Below are 18436 nucleotides of genomic sequence, written 5' to 3'. Positions count from 1 at the left end.
TCACGATTAATCGGAAATATGAGAAAATACAAGGGAATCTGACTCTAATGGGTTCTGTCGCAAAAGATAAGTATTTGTGTAAACCAGGCTATAAACCTGTTTTCATTCCTCTCATGAAAAAAGCATCATGCAGGAGAATATACTATTACATCATTGGGATAATTGAATTGATAAGCCAGGCATGATCTGGTGTTAAGGAAAATAATTACTTAAAAAATGGTACAATTTTTAGTTGAGAATGCAAACCTACTTTGGGTGAAATTAAATCTTATGATCGTAGGTAATAGACTATTTTTGGTTTTTGCGACAGAACCGTCGATCTTTATAGTAATTGGTCGGTAAATCTCTCTTTCTTATATCAATATGTCCCTTTCCACCTCGATGAAAGGGATCTTTATGAAGATTATAAGTACGTCCAGTCTTTTCATTGAAAAATGACTTGTTGTATTTACCACCTCCTCTAGGTGAGTCAAACTTTTCTGTAAGTTCTTTTTCGGCTTCTTTAAATGTCCTGAATTCAAGTCATAAGTGCATAGCCCATTAATTTTTTAACATCTACTCCTGTTAGCTCTTCAAAAACTTCATAGGGTGTTTTAAATTTCAGGCATTTTCTCGGTCTGCTGTTTAATTTATCAACCGCATCAAGAACCTGTTTTATTGTGATATTAAGCAACTCCATTGCTTTCGTAAAGTACTGGCGTAACAACCCATTAGCATTCTCATTTTGACCGCGTTCCCATGAGTGATATGGCTTTGCAAAATAGGTGTTGCAATCCAGCTCTTTTGCCAATATTTCATGGAGAGTAAACTCTTTTCCACTGAAGTTTCCCAATTATTGAGTAGCTGAAATACACAATGCTGGTGTATCGAGGTTTATTTTAGGTGGTTTTGCCATGTTTATAGCAACCCCTTACTTAATTCCCCTTAGGCAATAGCATTTGAAACGAATGAAAAGACTATTTTTTCCATATAGTTGTAGCATAGTTTCAATTTCACCATAAATAATTATTGGGAAACTTCAGTTTTCCATTAACAGGACGCTTCTTTTTATGAAATTCTTTCTCTAATTCAGGTGCATAATTTATCACCCACCGATTAAGGGTGCTGTGGTCAACATGATAGCCTCGTTCTTCAGCCATTTCCTCAAGATTGCGATAACTGAGTGGATAAGCCAAGTACCATCTAACATTTAGGAGAATGATTTATTTTTCAAAATGACGCCATTTAAAACTAAGCATATGAACCTTATTTTATTCGAATTGAGACTCATGATAGCAGATAACGCGGAGAAGCGAACTTTATGCGACAGACCCCACGGAAGACTATTTGCTTTTCAAAATCTGAAAAAATGCATGATATTGTGATAGGTTTCAGGCGCGCCATGCTACCTCACGAAATTCTGGGACTCCTGTCGCCGTAATTCGTTCATCTACGCAGCGAAGAGGAGATGCTCCAGCCGCCCTGCGTCCGCCACAGACTTTTGAGCACAAAGCAGCTCAGTCATGGCTACCACAAATGGCTCTACGGCTATTCGGGATAAAATTTTAGCCTCCCTCGCGCGCTATCGCGCACTTCGGATTGGCAAATTTCCCTTCGCCTTCTGGAGACTATCAGCCCGTCCGGGGCTGACAGCGATTGCATTCTTTGACAATAAGAGTAAAGTATCTTTTACTCAATTGAGTAAAAGAACATTAACACAAGAGAGGTTTTTATAATGCCTATAATTTCAATATTAAACCCTAAAGGCGGGAGTGGTAAAACTACCCTAAGCACTAACTTTGCAAGGGCTTTGCATGAGCGTGGTTTGTCTGTTCTTATTGTAGATAGTGATCCGCAAGGCAGCGCGAGAGATTGGCACGCAGCCGCAGAAAATAACCCCTTGCCTCTTATTGCATTGGATAGAGCTAAAAACATGAAAACTCTTTTTAGTGTAGGGGCTTCTTATGATTATGTGATTATTGATGGAGCGGCAAAGCTTGAGGATATGATAGCGGCAGGAATAAAAGCGGCTGATTTTGTTTTGATACCTGTACAACCAAGCCCATACGATATATGGGCGGCTTCTGATTTGGTCGAGTTTATCAAAGCGCGGCAGGAAGTAACAGACGGAACGCCGAAAACATCCTTTGTAATAACCCGTGCAATAAAGCGTACAAAATTAGGTCGAGAGATCGGGGAGGCATTAGCAGAATATGGCCTACCTGTTTTTGATAATTGTATCATGCAGCGGCAAGCATACCCCCAGACAGCCGCCGAAGGTTTAACGGTTTATGATTCTGGAAATAGGGCGGCTATGGACGAAATGAACGCCCTTACAGATGAATTAATTAATTTTATTGCAACACCATCAAAGGAGGGCGCAGAAAATGGCACTATCATCAAAACGGCCTAGTAAGGGTGAAGAAGCCAAGGCCAAAATATTAGAAGATATTAAGGGCGAGGGCAGAAAGAAAAAGAGACTTAATGCAGATATAGAAGAAAATCTATATAAAAGAATTAAAGTTAGAGCCATAGAAGAGGGGCGCACCGTGTCAGAAATTACCCGTGAACTATGGATTACTCATTTGAGTAAAAAAATAAATTAGCATTTACTCATTCAAGTAAATACACTCTTATTCTTTTGAGTTTTTTGTACTGGTTCAAAAATGGGCATTGAACCGAAAATGAACCAATAAAAGGAGGTCATAGCATGATTGAATTTTCAAAGGCATGTGTTACGCCGCTTGAAATAAAGGAAGCTGTACTTATACCTTAATTATGATGGAAGCGACCCGCGATATTTTGATAAAGGGAAAAAGTTTGGCAAGGGGAAAAAGAAAATGGCAGACACCAAGAAGAAATCAGCTAAAAAGAAAGCTGTAGAAAAGGTAATAAAAAAACCGCCAAGTAAGGCTATTAAAAGCGTTCAAATGGATTTGTTTAGCCAGTTTATAACAAATGATCTTGAAAGCGTTTCAAATACGGTTGAACTTTGGGAGAGTATACCCAAGTATTTTTTTACCCCTGCACAAGTTGAGAAGTTACGCACACCAACAGGCCATGCAGACCCCTATGAGCAGCCTTACACCTTTAAGGGTATAGATTGTACTATAACCATTCACCCCGCTTTAATAAAGCAGGAGAACGGCGGCTATAAGGCATTTTTCCCAAGTGTGACTGAGGAACTTATAGAAGAAACACTTAAAAAAATTCTTACTGATAAAAATTACGGAATACATGACCCCACGAAGTCTGAAACATGGGTAAAATTCACCTTGTATATGGTTCAAAAGGAACTCAAGAAACGCGGTAAAACCCGCAACCTTAACGAAATAAAACAAGCCATACAAGTTATGAGTCTTTGCATGTTGACGCTTTCTAAAGGCAAAAAAGAGTTATGGAGAGGGGCAATACTGCAAGACCTTGTGACGGTTGACCGCGAGGAATATATAGAAGATACAGGAGCGTTACACGCCGCCCGATTACCGATTTTTATATCCCATGCAATCGACAAACTAGAATATCGGCAGTTTAATATTGACCGTCTTATGAGTTTAAACACCCAGCTTTCTAGGTGGCTTTATAAAAGATTTGTGCATCATTACAAATACGCAAGCATGACAGAAACCCATCATTTTATGTTTTCGTTCGTAAAAAATTCAAGCCGTTTTCTCGCAGGCAAAACCGAACGCAACAATCGCAAAAAAATGATTGATGCACTAAACGAACTCAAAAGAAAAGGCGTTTTAATGTTCCATGAAGTGCAGGAAATTAAGGAAGGCCGAAAAATCGTAGATGTAAAATATACGGTGACGGCTTCACTTGATTTTTGTAGCGAACAAAAAGCCGCTAGTGCCGCAAAGAAAAAACGGGAAGCTATCCTTGTGGATAAGTCAAAATAAACATATAGGTATGCCGTGCAGTAACATGTAGGTATGCCGTGCAGTAACATATAGGTATGCCGTGCAGTTCGTTTTTAGGCTGAATTATGACAAGAAAAAAGACATATTGCAGCGCACAAACATATAGGTATGCCGTGCAGTTAGACAAAAAACATATAGGTATGCCGTGCAGTTCGTTTTTTCAGACTGAATTATGAATAATAAACATATAGGTATGCCGTGCAGTTAATAGCAAACATATAGGTATGCCGTGCAGTTAAAAAATTATTTTTAATATAATTAATTGAAATATAAAGATATTTTTACTTGTCAAAACCCCCTATCCTTTCCTTTATTTAACCTTTTATATTTAACCTTGTAAAAGTGCCTTGTGGATAAATTAAAGCAATTTTAAAAATCTGCGTTTATCATCGTTCCCAAAATATCCAAAAAAAGCAGGCGCGCCATGCTACCTCACGAAATTCTGGGACTCCTGTCACCAACATTCATTCGCCTACGCAGCGAACGGGAGATGCCCTGGTCGCCCTGCGTCCGTCTCAACTACGCACAAAACCCTGCTCAGTTAAGACTACCTCAAATGGCTGGACGGCTATTCGGAATGCAATTCTTGCCTCCCTCGCGCGCTACTAGCGCACTTCGAATCAGCGAATTGTCCCTGTCGCCTACCAGGGACTAAAAATCATCACTCCGCTTAGGCTCCGTTTCCCTGATTTTAAGGGAAAGCCGCTATTGACTTTTTGCAAGCCAATTATCAAGAGGTACACGCAGCAGGGCTAGGCAATTTCAAGGCTATTAATCGAAAGTTAGACACACGTACATTAGGACAATTTTTTAAAGAGATTCGGGCTGAAACATAAGCGCGTAGGCAAAAACCTCGCCGGGAATTACCAGATAACTGAGGACTCATTAACTCAAATGCGGGATATTAATGAACGCCGTGAAGCAAAAAAAATCAGTGTCTATAATCAGTCGCAGGCATGGTCTAAAAGCATAGATGGAATAAAGATGGCTGCCTAAAAAAGGCATCGAAAGTTTCAGAACTAATATGAAGGGACAACAAAGATAGTCCCTAAAGACCGGACTTATGCCACTAGCAAAATGATAATATTTTATTCAGTTATGAGTTTATTACAGGGTAAGAGCCTACACCCCACGTATTCATTAAAAGGGGGGACAGATAAACTGTTTATATAACACAACCTATTCATCTGTCCCCTTTCAGTAAACACGGGAATATCACTACCCAGAGGAGCCAACAGCACAACCCGAGGTTGGCTTGACTGAAAAGCGACATAACTTAGATTAATAAATAAATTAACACTGCAAAGGATATAGAGAAATGGACAAAAAAACACCCCTGCTGCACCCCGGGGAACGTGGAGAACTTGAAGGGCTGATGAAACGCTTTGGCGTGGATGCCAGTTATGATGAAATGTTGAACGCACCTGCAATTAAAAGGCGTTCCAGGCGTAGAAGGAAATGAACTGAAAGACTTGGTAGCGTACACCAAAGTTATTTGCAGGAACTACAAGCTTAGCAGGACGATTGTTGATGAACAGTTAGGATCTATCATTGAAAGCAATGTTATTAATCCCGTTAGAGATTGGCTTACAGGCATTACACGCACCAAGACAAATAACCCAGTCCATGAACTTGTAGATAACTTGCCAGTGGAAGATAAGGAATGGGTTAAGGTCGCCATGTATAGATGGCTAATACAATGCTGTGCGGCCGCTGATATGGCAAAGCATGAAGGTAAGCATCCAGATGCTATCCCCAAATATGAATGTGTGCTGGTGCTAGGTGGAGATCAAGGACTCCATAAAACTTCATTTATTAAATACCTACTCCCTGCGGAACTTCATAAATACATAAAAGACTCTGTTCGCCTAGATACAAAAGACCGGGATTCTATGCTTACTATTCTTAGGTGTTGGATACCTGAACTTGCAGACCTAGGCCCTGCGTTGAAGAAGAAAGGGCTGCCCGAGTTAAAAGGATTTTTGGCAAAAGAGGTGGATGAAATAAGATTAACGTACGCTAGAAAACCTACAGTCATACGTAGGCATGTATCGTGTATGACTTCTGTTGAGGGAGAATATCCACCCAAAGGTGCTAGGTGGGATAGAAGGCTTCTACCCGTTATTGCTAAAGGTCGGTTAGATTATCCACGCGTTTCTAATTTTGATTATACAGACTTGTGGGCGTTTATCTGGCATGCCTATACACATGGGGGGCAATGGTGGCTTACGCCCGAAGAAGAGGCTCTACGTGCGGAAATCTTAGGCTATCCTGACAATAGGTCATTGAAAGATATAGTTTTGGAGGTGTTTGAGTTTACTGCTGACAAAACGGGTGAGGTACTTAGTAACTGAAGTTTCCCAATTATTGAGTAGCTGAAATACACAATGCTGGTGTATCGAGGTTTATTTTAGGTGGTTTTTGCCATGTTATAGCAAACCCCTACTTAATTCCCCTTAGGCAATAGCATTTGAAACGAATGAAAAGACTATTTTTTCATATAGTTGTAGCATAGTTTCAATTTTACCATAAATAATTATTGGGAAAATTCAGCTTAGTAATCATCAGTGTTCCCATTGAAAGAAGAAGTACCTAAACAAAGCAGCCTATAACCTACCTGAAGGTAGCACCACTCGAATATTTCCATCTTTTTGATTTTAATCACTTATAACAGCAAATAGACACTCTGTAGGCACCGTAAAGAAACAACAAATAATTTCAAATAAAGCTTGCAATTGCCGAAGAAATTTTTCTAAAAATTTCCGTTTTAATCACCTCATAAACGGATATCACCCATGCTTAAAGACCTACCACTCTCTGAACATATTCACCAACACTGCAATGAAAGTATGGAACGTGCCCTGTTAGCAGAGCGTCATCCTTTGTGGGCTCGTTCATGCCCAGAGTTGAAGGATATCGACTTTATTCGCCTTGGGTTATTACGCTGTATCAGTGTAGTCGATAGTGGTCGCCATTTCCTCCAAACCAATGAACAGATTTATGGCCAGCTGCTTCCCCACTCAACGTATTTTAAATCACTGAAGTCGCATAGACGAACAAGTATGCTTGAGGCATTTGAACAGCAGAGCTACCATCTTCACTCTGAAACACTGCTATCGCAAGGCATTGATTATCTTAAAGCATTCCCAGAACTTGACGAATACACCATAGAAGCAGCGGATGGACATTTTATTGATCATGCCTGCCATACTGAAAAAAACAGCAAGGGGAAAGTTTATGCGGCCGGGGGGATTTACGCGTTGAATCTCAGAAGTGGGTTGCTCAGATTTCTTTGTCTGGTGACAAACGGAACTCAGAGGCATCAAGAAATACCTGTGTTACGAGATCATATTGAAAAGCAAAACAAGGGAAATAACAGCTCTCAGAAACATCTCTATGTCTACGATAAAGCCGTCACCGACTTTGTCTGGTGGGATCGGCAGAAACGACATGCTAATTACATGATTTCAATGCTAAAAGAAAATTCAATTGCGACTCTGGTTGAGTCTATCCCTTTTGACTCCCGCCATGAGATCAATACAGGGGTTGAAGCATACAGTGTGTACGAAAACAAGGGCATCAAATTTAACGTGGTGGATTACCGTGATCCAGAAACCGGAAAACTTCACCGGTTTGTGACAACCTTGCCAATGACTATTAACCCTGGAACCATTGCCATGCTGTATTTCAAGCGATGGACGATTGAAAAGACATTCAATAACACTAAAAGTAATTTCAAGGAAACTAAAGCTTGGTCTTCCAATACCCGCTCACTTGAAAATCAAATGCGCCTGACTGCAATGAGCTATAATTTAATGCGCGTATTTGAAGAGATTTCAAAAACACAACAGCCAGAATTGATTCATCCATCGGATAAAAAATATAGCGAGGCTCTGGAGATAAGGCAGCAACAGGCTCAAAAACGAGATCGTTTTGTGAATCCATTATTTTTCCAGGCAAGAATATCTCGTATCAGCTCGTATACCATTCGGGCAGTTCAAAACGCAATAATAACAGGAATGTCTTTACAGTGCTTTATGAGCTCTCTTGTGGCGAGGTTAGTTTCACGGCCTCAATTGATAGGGGAACACTGATGTCCGAGATAATAAATGAGTTACCTAAGAATATAATAAATAACAGATCGAACCAGATGGCTGTAAAAAAAGTGTTAAAGGGTCTTAATGTGAAGCACAACAGGAGGACTTATTTTATGCCGCCTTTAAGTAAAGCTGATAGCTCAACCCATTAGAGTCAGATTCCCTTGTATTTTCTTATATAAGGGAATCTTCATATATCGAGTATACGCTAAAAAAAGTTACTTCCCACTAGGGCTGAGAGTCAGCTAAATTAAAGGTCTACTCAAATTTCTCTGATGAACAAGCGATTGGTTATATATACAGTTTAAGGGATTGCAGTAATTAAACACAAAGGGAAACTATGGTTTTCCCAACCATGATAATTTATCCTAATTGAGCAAGAAATTGATTTCATTCACGTTTAATAATTAGTTGAAATGAAGTCATACGCGTGTTATCCCCAAAGAGGAGTAACTATAAAACCCTAAATTGTAAATGTAATGATTTCGTATAAATATCCATAGGTTGTACATGATAGTGACCCTAGTCTTTGATTATAAAAGGATTATAGATATAGTACAATCTATATTATATTGTACACTAAATAGCGTTTTATTATGAAGTTTAAAAAGTTACTTCCTCCCTAGGGTAAAGAGTCCCCAGAATACTGTTGCTTGTTGCAATAAGCCAACCCTTATTTTGGAATGGTTTACCGTTTAATCTTTGTTTTCTGTAACAGCTATAACAAACCACATACCACACACCCAAATTAGTCAATCGCTTATTGGGAGCATGTAAGCCCCTTAAAGACCCACAAAAACCTTTAATGGGTATGTATGATAGGGATTAGCTGTTAAAGCGCCTTAAAAGCGATATAAAACGCCTTAGCGAAGAGCTGGCGCTCCATGTGTACTGTGAGTTATCCTTTTTAGAGTACTCGGATTCAATTGTAAAAACATTAGGTGCGCCCAAGATAGAAGATTACAGATACGATAAAAAAGTTACTTACCCCCTGGGCGAAGAAAAAAACAGGTTCATAACCAGGTTTACACAAACGCTGAAAATCAGGGAAACGTAGCCTAAGCGAAGTGATGATTTTTAGTCCGCGATAGCCGTAGGGCCGTTGTTTTGTCGGAGTCTGAGCGTTAGCGAAGGTGGAGACAAAATAAAAGGCCATCCGACACGGCGTCAAGTCATTTGGAGCCTATGTTCCGACCCCTTGTTGGGTCGGGACGAGGTGACGAGGACGAGGACGAATCGGGGCCGCCGGAGGCATAAGTGGTCGCGTTAAGTTTTTTCTGCTTGCTTGGGCTGGGATGCCCAAAACAAGCTTTCGCAAAAATAGCGACTCCCCGAGATGAAGTCTATTTTCAAAGGGTAACCTGTATTGCTTTAAGGACAGGCTTATTATCTCATGGGTTTTAAATCCCGAATTTTCCTTGTTTTAAGCGATTGTAAGGCGAATAAAAAAGTTCTTCGAGGTCGTAGATGTTTAAGGGGACATTTCGTGATGACTATAGCGATAGAAGCAATAAAGCGTGGATTAATCGACTGTTGGGCTGTTTACTAAAAATCACAAAAACCAGACTAAAACCCTGTCAAGAACTTTTTTAATTATTCAGGCGCGCCATGCTACCTCACAACCCTTTATCATAAAAACAATTACTCACCAAGCCTTTGACGTTAAAAAAACAAGTGTTTAAGTAATACTTTAGGAAACCCCACAAAACTCTTAAAAAAGCAGACTGTGAGGTTATCTATGAAGAAAAAGCATCGGGATCTAAGCTGGATAGAGTTGAACTTGAAAACTGTCTTAAATCGTTACGAAAGGGAGACGAGTTAGTCATCTGGAAGCTAGATCGCCTGGGCCGGTCACTTTCGCAACTGATAAATATTATTGAAGAAATCCGAGAAAAAGACGTTGAACTCTCTGTTATTACTGAAAATATTGACCACATCGACACCATCCGGAAAAATGATATTTCATATTTTTGCCACTATAGCCGAATACGAAAGATCGATGATTAGGGAGCGTGTTAATGCAGGGTTAGACGTTGCTCGAAAAAAGGGGCGTTACGGAGGGAGACCTAATTCTTTATCAGAAAAGGATAAGCAAATGGCCATTGCAATGCTGAAAGGCGGCGCAACTAAAAGTGAAATTGCAAAGCATTTTCATGTGTGTCGGCAAACTATCTATCGCTTCTTTAAAGAAAGTAATAATTATTAAAGTGAAAAAGCAATCAAAATTTAGAGGAAATACTTGAATCTACAAGAAAAAATGATGAATTTTTCTAGTGTTGTTAAACAACCGAAAGGCAGATCAAGTGCCTAAGTAAAGCAGTAGATATTACGCGTGGAGAAAATAGCATTAAGATGAATTTTTATCTTATGATTGCATTTAATATGCAATGAATGTAACATATATTACATATATAATGTAACTAAATGTATCACTTATGAGCATAGGTAAAAGCGGTAGGATTGTTATTGAAATTGACCCTGATCTAAAGAAAAAACTTTATAGCGAACTGACTTTACAAGGCCTTTCACTAAAAGATTGGTTTTTAATGTCAACTAATAATTATTTAACAAGTAAAAATAATATAACCCCCAGTTCCAAAAAAGATAATTCAGAAGAATGAAAGATATTTCAGTTAACAAAGCGGAAGAAAAACCTGAAACAACAAAAGGGAAATATGACCCTAGAAATAAACTAAATGACTTAACATCTACTGAATGGATACCTGAAACCATTTCGGTTTGGAACCAAAGAGGGCTGGGCGCAAAACATCCTGATATAAAAATCGAAAAACAACACCCCGCACCATTTTCATTCACGGACGTAGCTAGGCTCATTAGGTTTTTTACTAAAAAGGGAAATACTGTATTAGATCCATTTGCAGGAATTGGCTCTACTCTTAAAGCTTGTGCTACAGAAGGTCGTAAGGGCGTTGGGATAGAATTAAATCAAAAATATGTAGAACTAACAGAAAAAAGGATTAAAACTGAGGTAACAGAAGAGAGTAACATTGATGATCAAGTAGTTATTCAAGGTGATTCAAGAGATGTTATTGATACTTTAGATGAAAATAGTATTGATTTTGTAGTTACAAGCCCTCCTTATTGGAATATTCTGCATAAAAAAGATCATAAAGCAAAACAAGAAAGGGTAGATCACGGACTTGATACAAAATATAGTGATAGTGATATTGACATTGGAAATATAGATGATTATGAGACATTTCTCGATGAATTAACCATAATTCTAGCTAAATGCAGGAGAGTTTTTAAAGCCAAAAAAATATATGGCTGTTGTAGTAAGTGATTTCAGAGATAAATCAAACTATATAATGTTTCATGCTGATTTGGCTAGAAAACTGGAACATTAAGCTTGGAAATGAGAGGTCTTAAGGTTTTATATCAAAGGCACAAACGGATATTCCCGTATGGATACCCGTATGCATACGTTCCAAACATACACAATCAATATATACTAATCTTACAGAATGTTAAATAAAAAAATTAATTCAATATTTAATGAAGACTGTATCGAAGGGATGAAAAAACTGGATGATTGCTCTGTTGATCTAATAGTTTGCTGATCCGCCTTATAATCTTAATAAAAACTTTGGTAAATGGGACGAGAAAAAGAATAAGGGGATTTGGCTACCATGGTCAAAAGAGTGGCTCAATGAATGTAATCGAGTAATCAAAAATAATGGAAGTATATTTGTATACGGTATCCATCATCATCTTTGTTGGTTGCAGTGCCATATGTATGAGATAGGGCTTACTTATAGACGACAAATAATATGGAATTATGAAAATGGATTTTCTGGGTATAAAAACACTTTAGCCGCACACTACGAACCGATGTTATGGTTTTCAAAAGGGGAAAGCTATACATTTAATGAAATTCGAGAGCCATACAAAAGTACTGAGCGACTTAAGCATAAAATAACCAAAAATGGGAAAGTATGGACACCTCATCCAGATGGAAGAATAGCTGGTGATGTGTGGAAGTTCCCAACATTAGCTGGCAGAAGATTTAAGGATGAAAAAGTTGATCATCCAACACAAAAGCCACTTTCTATTTCAGAAAGAATCATTAAGCATTTTTCTAATGAATCTGAGTTAGTTTTAATCCCATTTTCAGGAAGTGGTAGTGAATGTGTAGCTTCAAAAAAATTAAAGCGTAATTTTATTAGTTTTGAACTAAACGAAGATTATATAAAGATAGCCAATCAAAGGCTTGAAGCTCTCGATACAGAGATAGAGGTTACTATTTAGCAGCTTCAATTAAACTGTTTTTATTTGGAATATTAATACTTCTAAGCAATAATTTATAAGTAGCATTTCTTGCTGACGTATTATTATTCCCTAGGTAGAAGTCAGTGAGACATAAGAGTGATCCTGACCAAGTCAAAGCTAACAGTGAAGATAATGGAAGTGTAGCAATTTTTACCTTTACAACTTTTTCAATATCTGTAATTAGTTCCCAGTATTCGGTACGTTTATTTGGTAATTCAGTAAGAACTATTAATCCTGATGCTTTACTTTTGTCTATATCATAACGAGAACAAAAAACAGCAACGTCATCTAGAATGTCTCTTGGTGAATCTAAATTAGCAGTATGCTCAATCTCCACAAGAATATGGTTATTATTAATATCAATGGAAACTGCATCCATTCTTAAGTTCACATCCCCTTGCCTTGTAAGGTTTGTATCCAAACCTGTAAGTTGTAAAGATTTGCAAACAAGCTTATTTAATACAGAAGTTCTATCTGGTAACTCATTTATTAGTTTAATTATTTTTCGAAGTTTTTTTTCATTCTCTTGAATCGCTGGTGAAGATTTTACTATACACTTTACTTGAAAAGGCTCATCGGAAAATTCCATGCTTTGGTTTTTCCTATTTATTATAGCGACATCTTCTTTTCCTATATAGATTGCTCCAACTGGGCATGATACAACACATAAACCACAACCTATACAATCTTGAACATTTATTTCAACTTCTCCTGATTCATTTAAAAAAATAGCTTCAGTTGGACATAAAATATTTGTCTGGCTACTTGATAGCTCATCCATGACTATTGAATTGTTTTCCAGTGTTAAGCAATTTAAGTCATAACAATTCAAGCAGGAGCTATTTATTGTACTTTCGTCACTAAGAGTTAGTTTGGATGGTTCTTGATCCATGTATTGAACAATTACTGGAATAGCTTCATTTTTGTATTTAAAACTTTTTGACTTTATTTTTCCTTGTTTAAGAATGTTATCCATTTAATATTCCTTTTTTATTTATCAGCTCGCTAAACTCTATTTTTCTATTTTCTGAAATACAGTTAACAGAAATTTTTAGCAAATACTCAATTCCAAAAATAGCTATATTGATATCATATATTTTTTTTATATCATTAATAAGCTCTAACACTTCAGCACGCTTATTTGGAAGCTCGAAACCAATCGCCAAGGTACAGGTGGGCCACTTGTTTTTTTCAGACTTTCTTGATTGAAGGATTATTTTATTTTCAAGAGCTTGTCTTATGGCTTTTACTGATAAGTTCATTTCTTCAGTAGGAGATTTTATTTCTATGGGGATAGAGTCATCATCAGATAATAATATGGCATCCCAACGCCTCGAGTTGACTCCATGAGGTGGGATGTCACACATGATCCCTATACTTGAAAAAATATTTCCAACAAGAGGGTAAAACTCATCTTTTGTATGAGTTATAAAGCTATCTTTTAGAATTGATACGGTTTCACCTCGTGTTTTTGTTTTTAATAACGAAATAACCGAATCATAAAATTCATTTTTATAATTAACATCTTCCTCATTCGTTACTAAAATGGTACTTAATTCATTCTTTAAGGTCTTGTTAAGTTTCGTTGCTAATAATTTATCTGGTGAATACACACCTACTCGTTTTTTTGTCGGTTGCTTTATTTTAAACACCTTTGATAGAACATCTTTACTGACAGCTTGAAAAGGTGAAAATAAAATATTGAATGTTCCAAAATCAGACACCACCTGTTCTTGTGCTTTGGATAGCCTATTATCTAAAGGTGTGGTATCAAAACCAGAAGAATTTAATAATTTATAAAAAGAGTGATAAATTAGACTGTCTGCATCAATCTTTCTATTTTTTAAATCACTAATTCTGATATCTAACATATCATCAAGGGAGTCTGTTACTTCCTTTCCATGCCCAGTTAATTTGTAAGTATGTTGTTTTGTGGAATAGTTACTAGAATCTTTGGTTCGTAGAGCCCAATCAAGCCATTTTAATGCTCCTAATGGAAACCTGGTGTAGTTACCGGCAGTAACTTTGCTTATTCCTCTATTTTCTAGGCAGGATGTAAATTTAGCATCAAATTTAAGTTTACTTTTTCTTAAATCCTTTAGTTCGTCACACATTGAATTAAATAATTCCAGATCAGTATCATCATCAATAGATAACGGGCCAATTATCATTTCATCGCGCGAAAGAACCCCATTTAGTTGACGCATGGTCTTGAGGATTGTAGCAAAAGGACGAATTATATAACTTCCTTTTACATCAATTAGACTAGTTGGATATTCCATTCCTAAAAAGCATTGTTCAACAATTTTCTTTCTATTAATTGTTGCATTAGCGATATGATCTCCCTGTAATGTAAAGTTATACCAAAGAGCTTTTTCGTTACTTTGAATCCACCCTAACGAGCGATATAGTTCAGCATACATTTTACATTGGTTATAAGACCTATCCCTGGATAAATCTTTACTCGCTCCTCTGAGTAAAGCTTCAATACCCATTACTCCAGATGAGCTTATTAAGCCATTTGAAACCAATAATTCTTGCATATCATGTAAGTCAAATATCTCTTCACGGTCAATCTTCTGATATAAAAAAATAAAACAATTTATAGTATTATCTAGAGACGATCCAGGATTAGGAAACCTATGCATGAGTACTATATTCCTTTAGCTCAGTATGCATAAAATGAAGGGAATGTTGTTTGTTACACATTTTTTTGAAAAAATGCTTTAAGAGGTTGATTCAATGCATTTGCAATTTTTTCAGCATTAATAAGTGTTATGTTTCTTTCACCACGCTCTACAGCCCCTATATAGGTTCGGTGTAAACCCGACATATCAGCCAATATTTCTTGTGAAATACCTTTTGAATTTCTGAAATATCTGACATTTTCTCCAAAAATATGAGTTATGTTCATATAGGTGATGATCTAATAAAGAACACTATAAGTCGACAGTCTATTAGTAGCATTTCTGGTTTAATAAGTTGTCCCCTCATTACTTGAATACAAGATAGATTACTCAAATAGCTCAACAAATTTCCTATAGAAACCTTGATTGAAGTCATTGATAAGTATTTTTTGGATTACTAATCTAAGTGGAAATTGTTGGAGAATTTGAGAAAAGTTCTATACGAGGCTTGAAGCGCAGTCGTGCGAAAAGTAACGATAGCGCTTAAAGTAAGTTGATATTTTAGGTGAATTGCGAATCCTGAATTCGTATAATAAGTGCATAACCCTCTGCAAGTATTGGCTAGACTAACACCTGTTGAATTAAGACAAGACATAGGTGTAATTAGTCTTCATCATGAAACAATCTACCAGCATATTCTGGCGGACAAAAGGCAGGGGGTGAACTATATAATCCCCCAGCAAATCCAGACAAGAAATCAAAGCAATCTTATTCCAAATTAGTTACTATTTGTAAAAAATTGGAGTATTAAAATGAGCAGAAAAAGAACGGTCTACAGTGCTGAATTTAAAAGCAAGTTGGTATTAGAAGTTTTAAAGAATGAAAAAACACTGCAAGAAATTGCCAGTGCAAATAACATCACACCTAAGAACCTACAAAACTGGAAAAAAATATTCTTAGACAATGCAGAAATAGCAATGGAGCCCTCCAAAGCCGTTAAAGATTACAAAGAGGATCTATTAGCAGCTCAAGAACAAAATGAGATGCTCACAAAAATCGTAGGAAAAATGACGGTTGAAAAGGAGTGGCTCGAAAAAAAGCTAAAAAGCTTGGACTCATCTGATAGAAAACAGTTGATTGAGCCCAAGCTTAACACTCTACCTCTAACACAGCAGTGTGCATTATTAGGATTAAATAGAAGCAATCTCTATTACAAAAAAAGAGAGAATAAAAAGAAAGAAGAGATCAAAACTCAGATTAATCACATTTTTAAAGACATCCCTATTTATGGTGCGGCTAAAGTACACCAGCAGTTGCTTGAAGGTGGTTTTAAAGTCAGTTTAAACACGGTGGCGAGTTATCGGCAGCAGATGGGCTTGAAAGCCGTATTAGCGGTAAAACAAGTCAATACAACGATCCCCATAAAAGAACATAAAAAATATACTTATAAGCTTAGAGATCTTGATATATCACACGCTAACCAAGTTTGGAGTACAGATATAACCTATATTAAAACCAAAGAAGGGATGGTTTATTTAGCGGCGATTATTGATTGGCACTCAAAAGCAGTGCTCGCCCATAAAATATCAAACACAATGGATTCTTTTTTAGTTATGGATGTATTAGATGAAGCGCTTTCTCTCTACGGAACACCTGAAATTTTTAATACGGATCAAGGCAGTCAATACACCAGTGAAATTCATACCCAACGACTAAAAAACAAAGGCATTACTATTTCTATGGATGGAAAAGGACGAGCAACGGATAATATTTGTATTGAACGGTTTTGGCGAAGTGCAAAATGTGAGCGTATTTATTTAAATGAATATGGTTCAATTAGAGCGTTAATAGATAATCCCCCAGCAAATCCAGACAAGAAATCAAAGCAATCTTATTCCAAATTAGTTACTATTTGTAAAAAATTGGAGTATTAAAATGAGCAGAAAAAGAACGGTCTACAGTGCTGAATTTAAAAGCAAGTTGGTATTAGAAGTTTTAAAGAATGAAAAAACACTGCAAGAAATTGCCAGTGCAAATAACATCACACCTAAGAACCTACAAAACTGGAAAAAAATATTCTTAGACAATGCAGAAATAGCAATGGAGCCCTCCAAAGCCGTTAAAGATTACAAAGAGGATCTATTAGCAGCTCAAGAACAAAATGAGATGCTCACAAAAATCGTAGGAAAAATGACGGTTGAAAAGGAGTGGCTCGAAAAAAAGCTAAAAAGCTTGGACTCATCTGATAGAAAACAGTTGATTGAGCCCAAGCTTAACACTCTACCTCTAACACAGCAGTGTGCATTATTAGGATTAAATAGAAGCAATCTCTATTACAAAAAAAGAGAGAATAAAAAGAAAGAAGAGATCAAAACTCAGATTAATCACATTTTTAAAGACATCCCTATTTATGGTGCGGCTAAAGTACACCAGCAGTTGCTTGAAGGTGGTTTTAAAGTCAGTTTAAACACGGTGGCGAGTTATCGGCAGCAGATGGGCTTGAAAGCCGTATTAGCGGTAAAACAAGTCAATACAACGATCCCCATAAAAGAACATAAAAAATATACTTATAAGCTTAGAGATCTTGATATATCACACGCTAACCAAGTTTGGAGTACAGATATAACCTATATTAAAACCAAAGAAGGGATGGTTTATTTAGCGGCGATTATTGATTGGCACTCAAAAGCAGTGCTCGCCCATAAAATATCAAACACAATGGATTCTTTTTTAGTTATGGATGTATTAGATGAAGCGCTTTCTCTCTACGGAACACCTGAAATTTTTAATACGGATCAAGGCAGTCAATACACCAGTGAAATTCATACCCAACGACTAAAAAACAAAGGCATTACTATTTCTATGGATGGAAAAGGACGAGCAACGGATAATATTTGTATTGAACGGTTTTGGCGAAGTGCAAAATGTGAGCGTATTTATTTAAATGAATATGGTTCAATTAGAGCGTTAATAGAAGATGTTGATGACTATATTGAGTTTTATAATCATCAACGGTTTCATGAAACCCTGGACTATAAAAAACCAATGAATGTATATAGAGAAAGTATTTTAGCTAATGAACAGCAGAATGAAGCGGCTTAGGAATATGGAATAAGGATTGTTGAAAAATCTGTCTTGACTCTTTGGGGTGCTATAGATGTTGATGACTATATTGAGTTTTATAATCATCAACGGTTTCATGAAACCCTGGACTATAAAAAACCAATGAATGTATATAGAGAAAGTATTTTAGCTAATGAACAGCAGAATGAAGCGGCTTAGGAATATGGAATAAGGATTGTTGAAAAATCTGTCTTGACTCTTTGGGGTGCTATACTGCTTCTTTGTAGTCCTGAACGACACCTATTCCTGCCTCATACATCGCCCCTAATAATAATTGTGCATCACCATGTCCTTGTTCTGCTGCCTTCCTGTACCACTTAGCTGCTTCTTTTTCGTCCTGAACGACACCTTCTCCCTTGGCATACCTCAGTCCTACGTTGTATTGTGCACTAGCAAG

21 protein-coding genes and 2 pseudogenes are annotated in these 18436 nt (G+C 37.1%); 16 read left to right on the top strand and 7 right to left on the bottom strand.

The window, feature by feature from the left end; all coding sequences use genetic code 11:
• On the top strand, positions 1 to 185 hold a 185-nt coding region (locus tag K6984_RS26725), incomplete at its 5' end, for a hypothetical protein (RefSeq protein ID WP_221898153.1).
• Positions 186 to 517: 332 nt separating this feature from the next.
• Here K6984_RS26725 and K6984_RS26720 read toward each other — a convergent pair.
• A pseudogene (locus K6984_RS26720) lies at positions 518 to 820 on the bottom strand (IS30 family transposase); the annotation flags it as partial.
• Between the two features lie 682 nt (positions 821 to 1502).
• On the opposite strand from K6984_RS26720, the gene K6984_RS26715 reads away from it, so the two are divergent.
• From K6984_RS26715 to K6984_RS26685, 7 genes are all read left to right on the top strand, one after another.
• On the top strand, positions 1503 to 1715 hold the full coding sequence (locus tag K6984_RS26715) for a hypothetical protein (protein ID WP_221898152.1): 213 nt from the start codon (positions 1503 to 1505) through the stop codon (positions 1713 to 1715).
• Entirely contained in the window at positions 1715 to 2392 is a 678-nt protein-coding gene (gene parA, locus K6984_RS26710; protein ID WP_087871598.1) for a ParA family partition ATPase, read from the top strand. Before K6984_RS26715 ends, parA begins: the two co-directional genes overlap by 1 nt.
• The gene (locus K6984_RS26705; RefSeq protein ID WP_087871599.1) at positions 2367 to 2585 is read left to right on the top strand and encodes a hypothetical protein; all 219 of its coding nucleotides are present in this window, start codon (positions 2367 to 2369) and stop codon (positions 2583 to 2585) included. The genes parA and K6984_RS26705 overlap by 26 nt, the downstream gene beginning before the upstream one ends.
• A 234-nt stretch (positions 2586 to 2819) precedes the next feature.
• Positions 2820 to 3881 (top strand): hypothetical protein, encoded by a 1062-nt coding sequence (locus K6984_RS26700; protein WP_230988301.1) that lies wholly within the window; start codon positions 2820 to 2822, stop codon positions 3879 to 3881.
• Between the two features lie 1339 nt (positions 3882 to 5220).
• The gene (locus tag K6984_RS26695) at positions 5221 to 5364 is read left to right on the top strand and encodes a hypothetical protein (protein ID WP_221898151.1); all 144 of its coding nucleotides are present in this window, start codon (positions 5221 to 5223) and stop codon (positions 5362 to 5364) included.
• A gap of 187 nt (positions 5365 to 5551) precedes the next feature.
• The gene (locus K6984_RS26690) at positions 5552 to 6256 is read left to right on the top strand and encodes a VapE domain-containing protein (RefSeq protein ID WP_420831729.1); all 705 of its coding nucleotides are present in this window, start codon (positions 5552 to 5554) and stop codon (positions 6254 to 6256) included.
• A 441-nt stretch (positions 6257 to 6697) separates the two neighbouring features.
• Positions 6698 to 7996: a transposase gene (locus K6984_RS26685; protein ID WP_221894003.1), complete on the top strand. Its 1299-nt coding sequence runs from the start codon at positions 6698 to 6700 to the stop codon at positions 7994 to 7996.
• Positions 7997 to 8936: 940 nt separating this feature from the next.
• Here K6984_RS26685 and K6984_RS26680 read toward each other — a convergent pair.
• Both K6984_RS26680 and K6984_RS35135 read right to left on the bottom strand, forming a co-directional pair.
• Positions 8937 to 9155 (bottom strand): hypothetical protein, encoded by a 219-nt coding sequence (locus tag K6984_RS26680; RefSeq protein ID WP_221898149.1) that lies wholly within the window; start codon positions 9153 to 9155, stop codon positions 8937 to 8939.
• Positions 9156 to 9182: 27 nt separating this feature from the next.
• The gene (locus K6984_RS35135) at positions 9183 to 9317 is read right to left on the bottom strand and encodes a hypothetical protein (protein WP_263458887.1); all 135 of its coding nucleotides are present in this window, start codon (positions 9315 to 9317) and stop codon (positions 9183 to 9185) included.
• 416 nt (positions 9318 to 9733) lie between these two features.
• Here K6984_RS35135 and K6984_RS36725 point away from each other — a divergent pair, with 416 nt between their 5' ends.
• The 5 genes and pseudogenes from K6984_RS36725 to K6984_RS26660 form a co-directional block, all read left to right on the top strand.
• Positions 9734 to 10006, top strand: a complete 273-nt coding sequence (locus K6984_RS36725; RefSeq protein WP_420831728.1) for a recombinase family protein — start codon at positions 9734 to 9736, stop codon at positions 10004 to 10006.
• Positions 9927 to 10205, top strand: a complete 279-nt coding sequence (locus K6984_RS31750; protein WP_230988300.1) for a recombinase family protein — start codon at positions 9927 to 9929, stop codon at positions 10203 to 10205. The genes K6984_RS36725 and K6984_RS31750 overlap by 80 nt, the downstream gene beginning before the upstream one ends.
• Before the next feature lie 229 nt (positions 10206 to 10434).
• On the top strand, positions 10435 to 10620 hold the full coding sequence (locus K6984_RS26670; protein ID WP_087871296.1) for a hypothetical protein: 186 nt from the start codon (positions 10435 to 10437) through the stop codon (positions 10618 to 10620).
• Positions 10617 to 11303, top strand: a complete 687-nt coding sequence (locus K6984_RS26665; RefSeq protein ID WP_221898148.1) for a DNA methyltransferase — start codon at positions 10617 to 10619, stop codon at positions 11301 to 11303. Before K6984_RS26670 ends, K6984_RS26665 begins: the two co-directional genes overlap by 4 nt.
• A gap of 329 nt (positions 11304 to 11632) precedes the next feature.
• Positions 11633 to 12268, top strand: a pseudogene (locus tag K6984_RS26660) (DNA-methyltransferase); the annotation flags it as partial.
• On the opposite strand, the gene K6984_RS26655 reads toward K6984_RS26660, so the two are convergent.
• The 3 genes from K6984_RS26655 to K6984_RS26645 form a co-directional block, all read right to left on the bottom strand.
• Positions 12261 to 13265 carry a 4Fe-4S binding protein gene (locus K6984_RS26655; protein ID WP_087871293.1) on the bottom strand — a complete coding sequence of 335 codons (1005 nt, stop codon included), beginning with the start codon at positions 13263 to 13265 and terminating at the stop codon, positions 12261 to 12263. The pseudogene K6984_RS26660 and the gene K6984_RS26655 overlap by 8 nt on opposite strands.
• A complete protein-coding gene (locus K6984_RS26650) occupies positions 13258 to 14832 on the bottom strand; it encodes a hypothetical protein (RefSeq protein WP_221898147.1) in 1575 nt (524 codons plus the stop codon). Before K6984_RS26650 ends, K6984_RS26655 begins: the two co-directional genes overlap by 8 nt.
• A gap of 158 nt (positions 14833 to 14990) precedes the next feature.
• Positions 14991 to 15203 (bottom strand): helix-turn-helix domain-containing protein, encoded by a 213-nt coding sequence (locus K6984_RS26645; protein WP_087871290.1) that lies wholly within the window; start codon positions 15201 to 15203, stop codon positions 14991 to 14993.
• A 525-nt stretch (positions 15204 to 15728) separates the two neighbouring features.
• On the opposite strand from K6984_RS26645, the gene K6984_RS26640 reads away from it, so the two are divergent.
• Genes K6984_RS26640 through K6984_RS26630 form a run of 3 tightly spaced genes read left to right on the top strand, consistent with a single transcriptional unit; the run spans position 15729 to position 18198 of the window.
• Positions 15729 to 16850, top strand: a complete 1122-nt coding sequence (locus tag K6984_RS26640) for an IS3 family transposase (RefSeq protein WP_221898146.1) — start codon at positions 15729 to 15731, stop codon at positions 16848 to 16850.
• 1 nt (position 16851) lies between these two features.
• Positions 16852 to 18018 (top strand): IS3 family transposase, encoded by a 1167-nt coding sequence (locus K6984_RS26635; protein ID WP_087870166.1) that lies wholly within the window; start codon positions 16852 to 16854, stop codon positions 18016 to 18018.
• Positions 18019 to 18051: 33 nt separating this feature from the next.
• Positions 18052 to 18198 carry an IS3 family transposase gene (locus K6984_RS26630; RefSeq protein WP_221898145.1) on the top strand — a complete coding sequence of 49 codons (147 nt, stop codon included), beginning with the start codon at positions 18052 to 18054 and terminating at the stop codon, positions 18196 to 18198.
• A gap of 49 nt (positions 18199 to 18247) precedes the next feature.
• Here the strand turns inward: K6984_RS26630 and K6984_RS26625 are convergent.
• The coding region (locus tag K6984_RS26625) for a tetratricopeptide repeat protein (protein ID WP_420831727.1) at positions 18248 to 18436 on the bottom strand (189 nt) is incomplete at its 5' end.

This window comes from Bathymodiolus japonicus methanotrophic gill symbiont (assembly GCF_019721995.1).
Taxonomy (GTDB): domain Bacteria; phylum Pseudomonadota; class Gammaproteobacteria; order Methylococcales; family Methylomonadaceae; genus Methyloprofundus.
Note: the sequence above shows the minus strand (reverse complement) of the source record. Positions and strands in the feature narration are given on the sequence as shown.

Bases quoted from the DNA above. Each gene is read 5' to 3' on its own strand.
- K6984_RS26715 (WP_221898152.1), top strand. From the start codon at position 1,503: ATGGCTACCACAAATGGCTCTACGGCTATTCGGGATAAAATTTTAGCC.
- parA (WP_087871598.1), top strand. From the start codon at position 1,715: ATGCCTATAATTTCAATATTAAACCCTAAAGGCGGGAGTGGTAAAACT.
- K6984_RS26705 (WP_087871599.1), top strand. From the start codon at position 2,367: ATGGCACTATCATCAAAACGGCCTAGTAAGGGTGAAGAAGCCAAGGCC.
- K6984_RS26700 (WP_230988301.1), top strand. From the start codon at position 2,820: ATGGCAGACACCAAGAAGAAATCAGCTAAAAAGAAAGCTGTAGAAAAG.
- K6984_RS26695 (WP_221898151.1), top strand. From the start codon at position 5,221: ATGGACAAAAAAACACCCCTGCTGCACCCCGGGGAACGTGGAGAACTT.
- K6984_RS26685 (WP_221894003.1), top strand. From the start codon at position 6,698: ATGCTTAAAGACCTACCACTCTCTGAACATATTCACCAACACTGCAAT.
- K6984_RS26680 (WP_221898149.1), bottom strand. From the start codon at position 9,155: ATGGCCTTTTATTTTGTCTCCACCTTCGCTAACGCTCAGACTCCGACA.
- K6984_RS26670 (WP_087871296.1), top strand. From the start codon at position 10,435: ATGAGCATAGGTAAAAGCGGTAGGATTGTTATTGAAATTGACCCTGAT.
- K6984_RS26665 (WP_221898148.1), top strand. From the start codon at position 10,617: ATGAAAGATATTTCAGTTAACAAAGCGGAAGAAAAACCTGAAACAACA.
- K6984_RS26655 (WP_087871293.1), bottom strand. From the start codon at position 13,265: ATGGATAACATTCTTAAACAAGGAAAAATAAAGTCAAAAAGTTTTAAA.
- K6984_RS26650 (WP_221898147.1), bottom strand. From the start codon at position 14,832: ATGCAAGAATTATTGGTTTCAAATGGCTTAATAAGCTCATCTGGAGTA.
- K6984_RS26645 (WP_087871290.1), bottom strand. From the start codon at position 15,203: ATGAACATAACTCATATTTTTGGAGAAAATGTCAGATATTTCAGAAAT.
- K6984_RS26640 (WP_221898146.1), top strand. From the start codon at position 15,729: ATGAGCAGAAAAAGAACGGTCTACAGTGCTGAATTTAAAAGCAAGTTG.
- K6984_RS26635 (WP_087870166.1), top strand. From the start codon at position 16,852: ATGAGCAGAAAAAGAACGGTCTACAGTGCTGAATTTAAAAGCAAGTTG.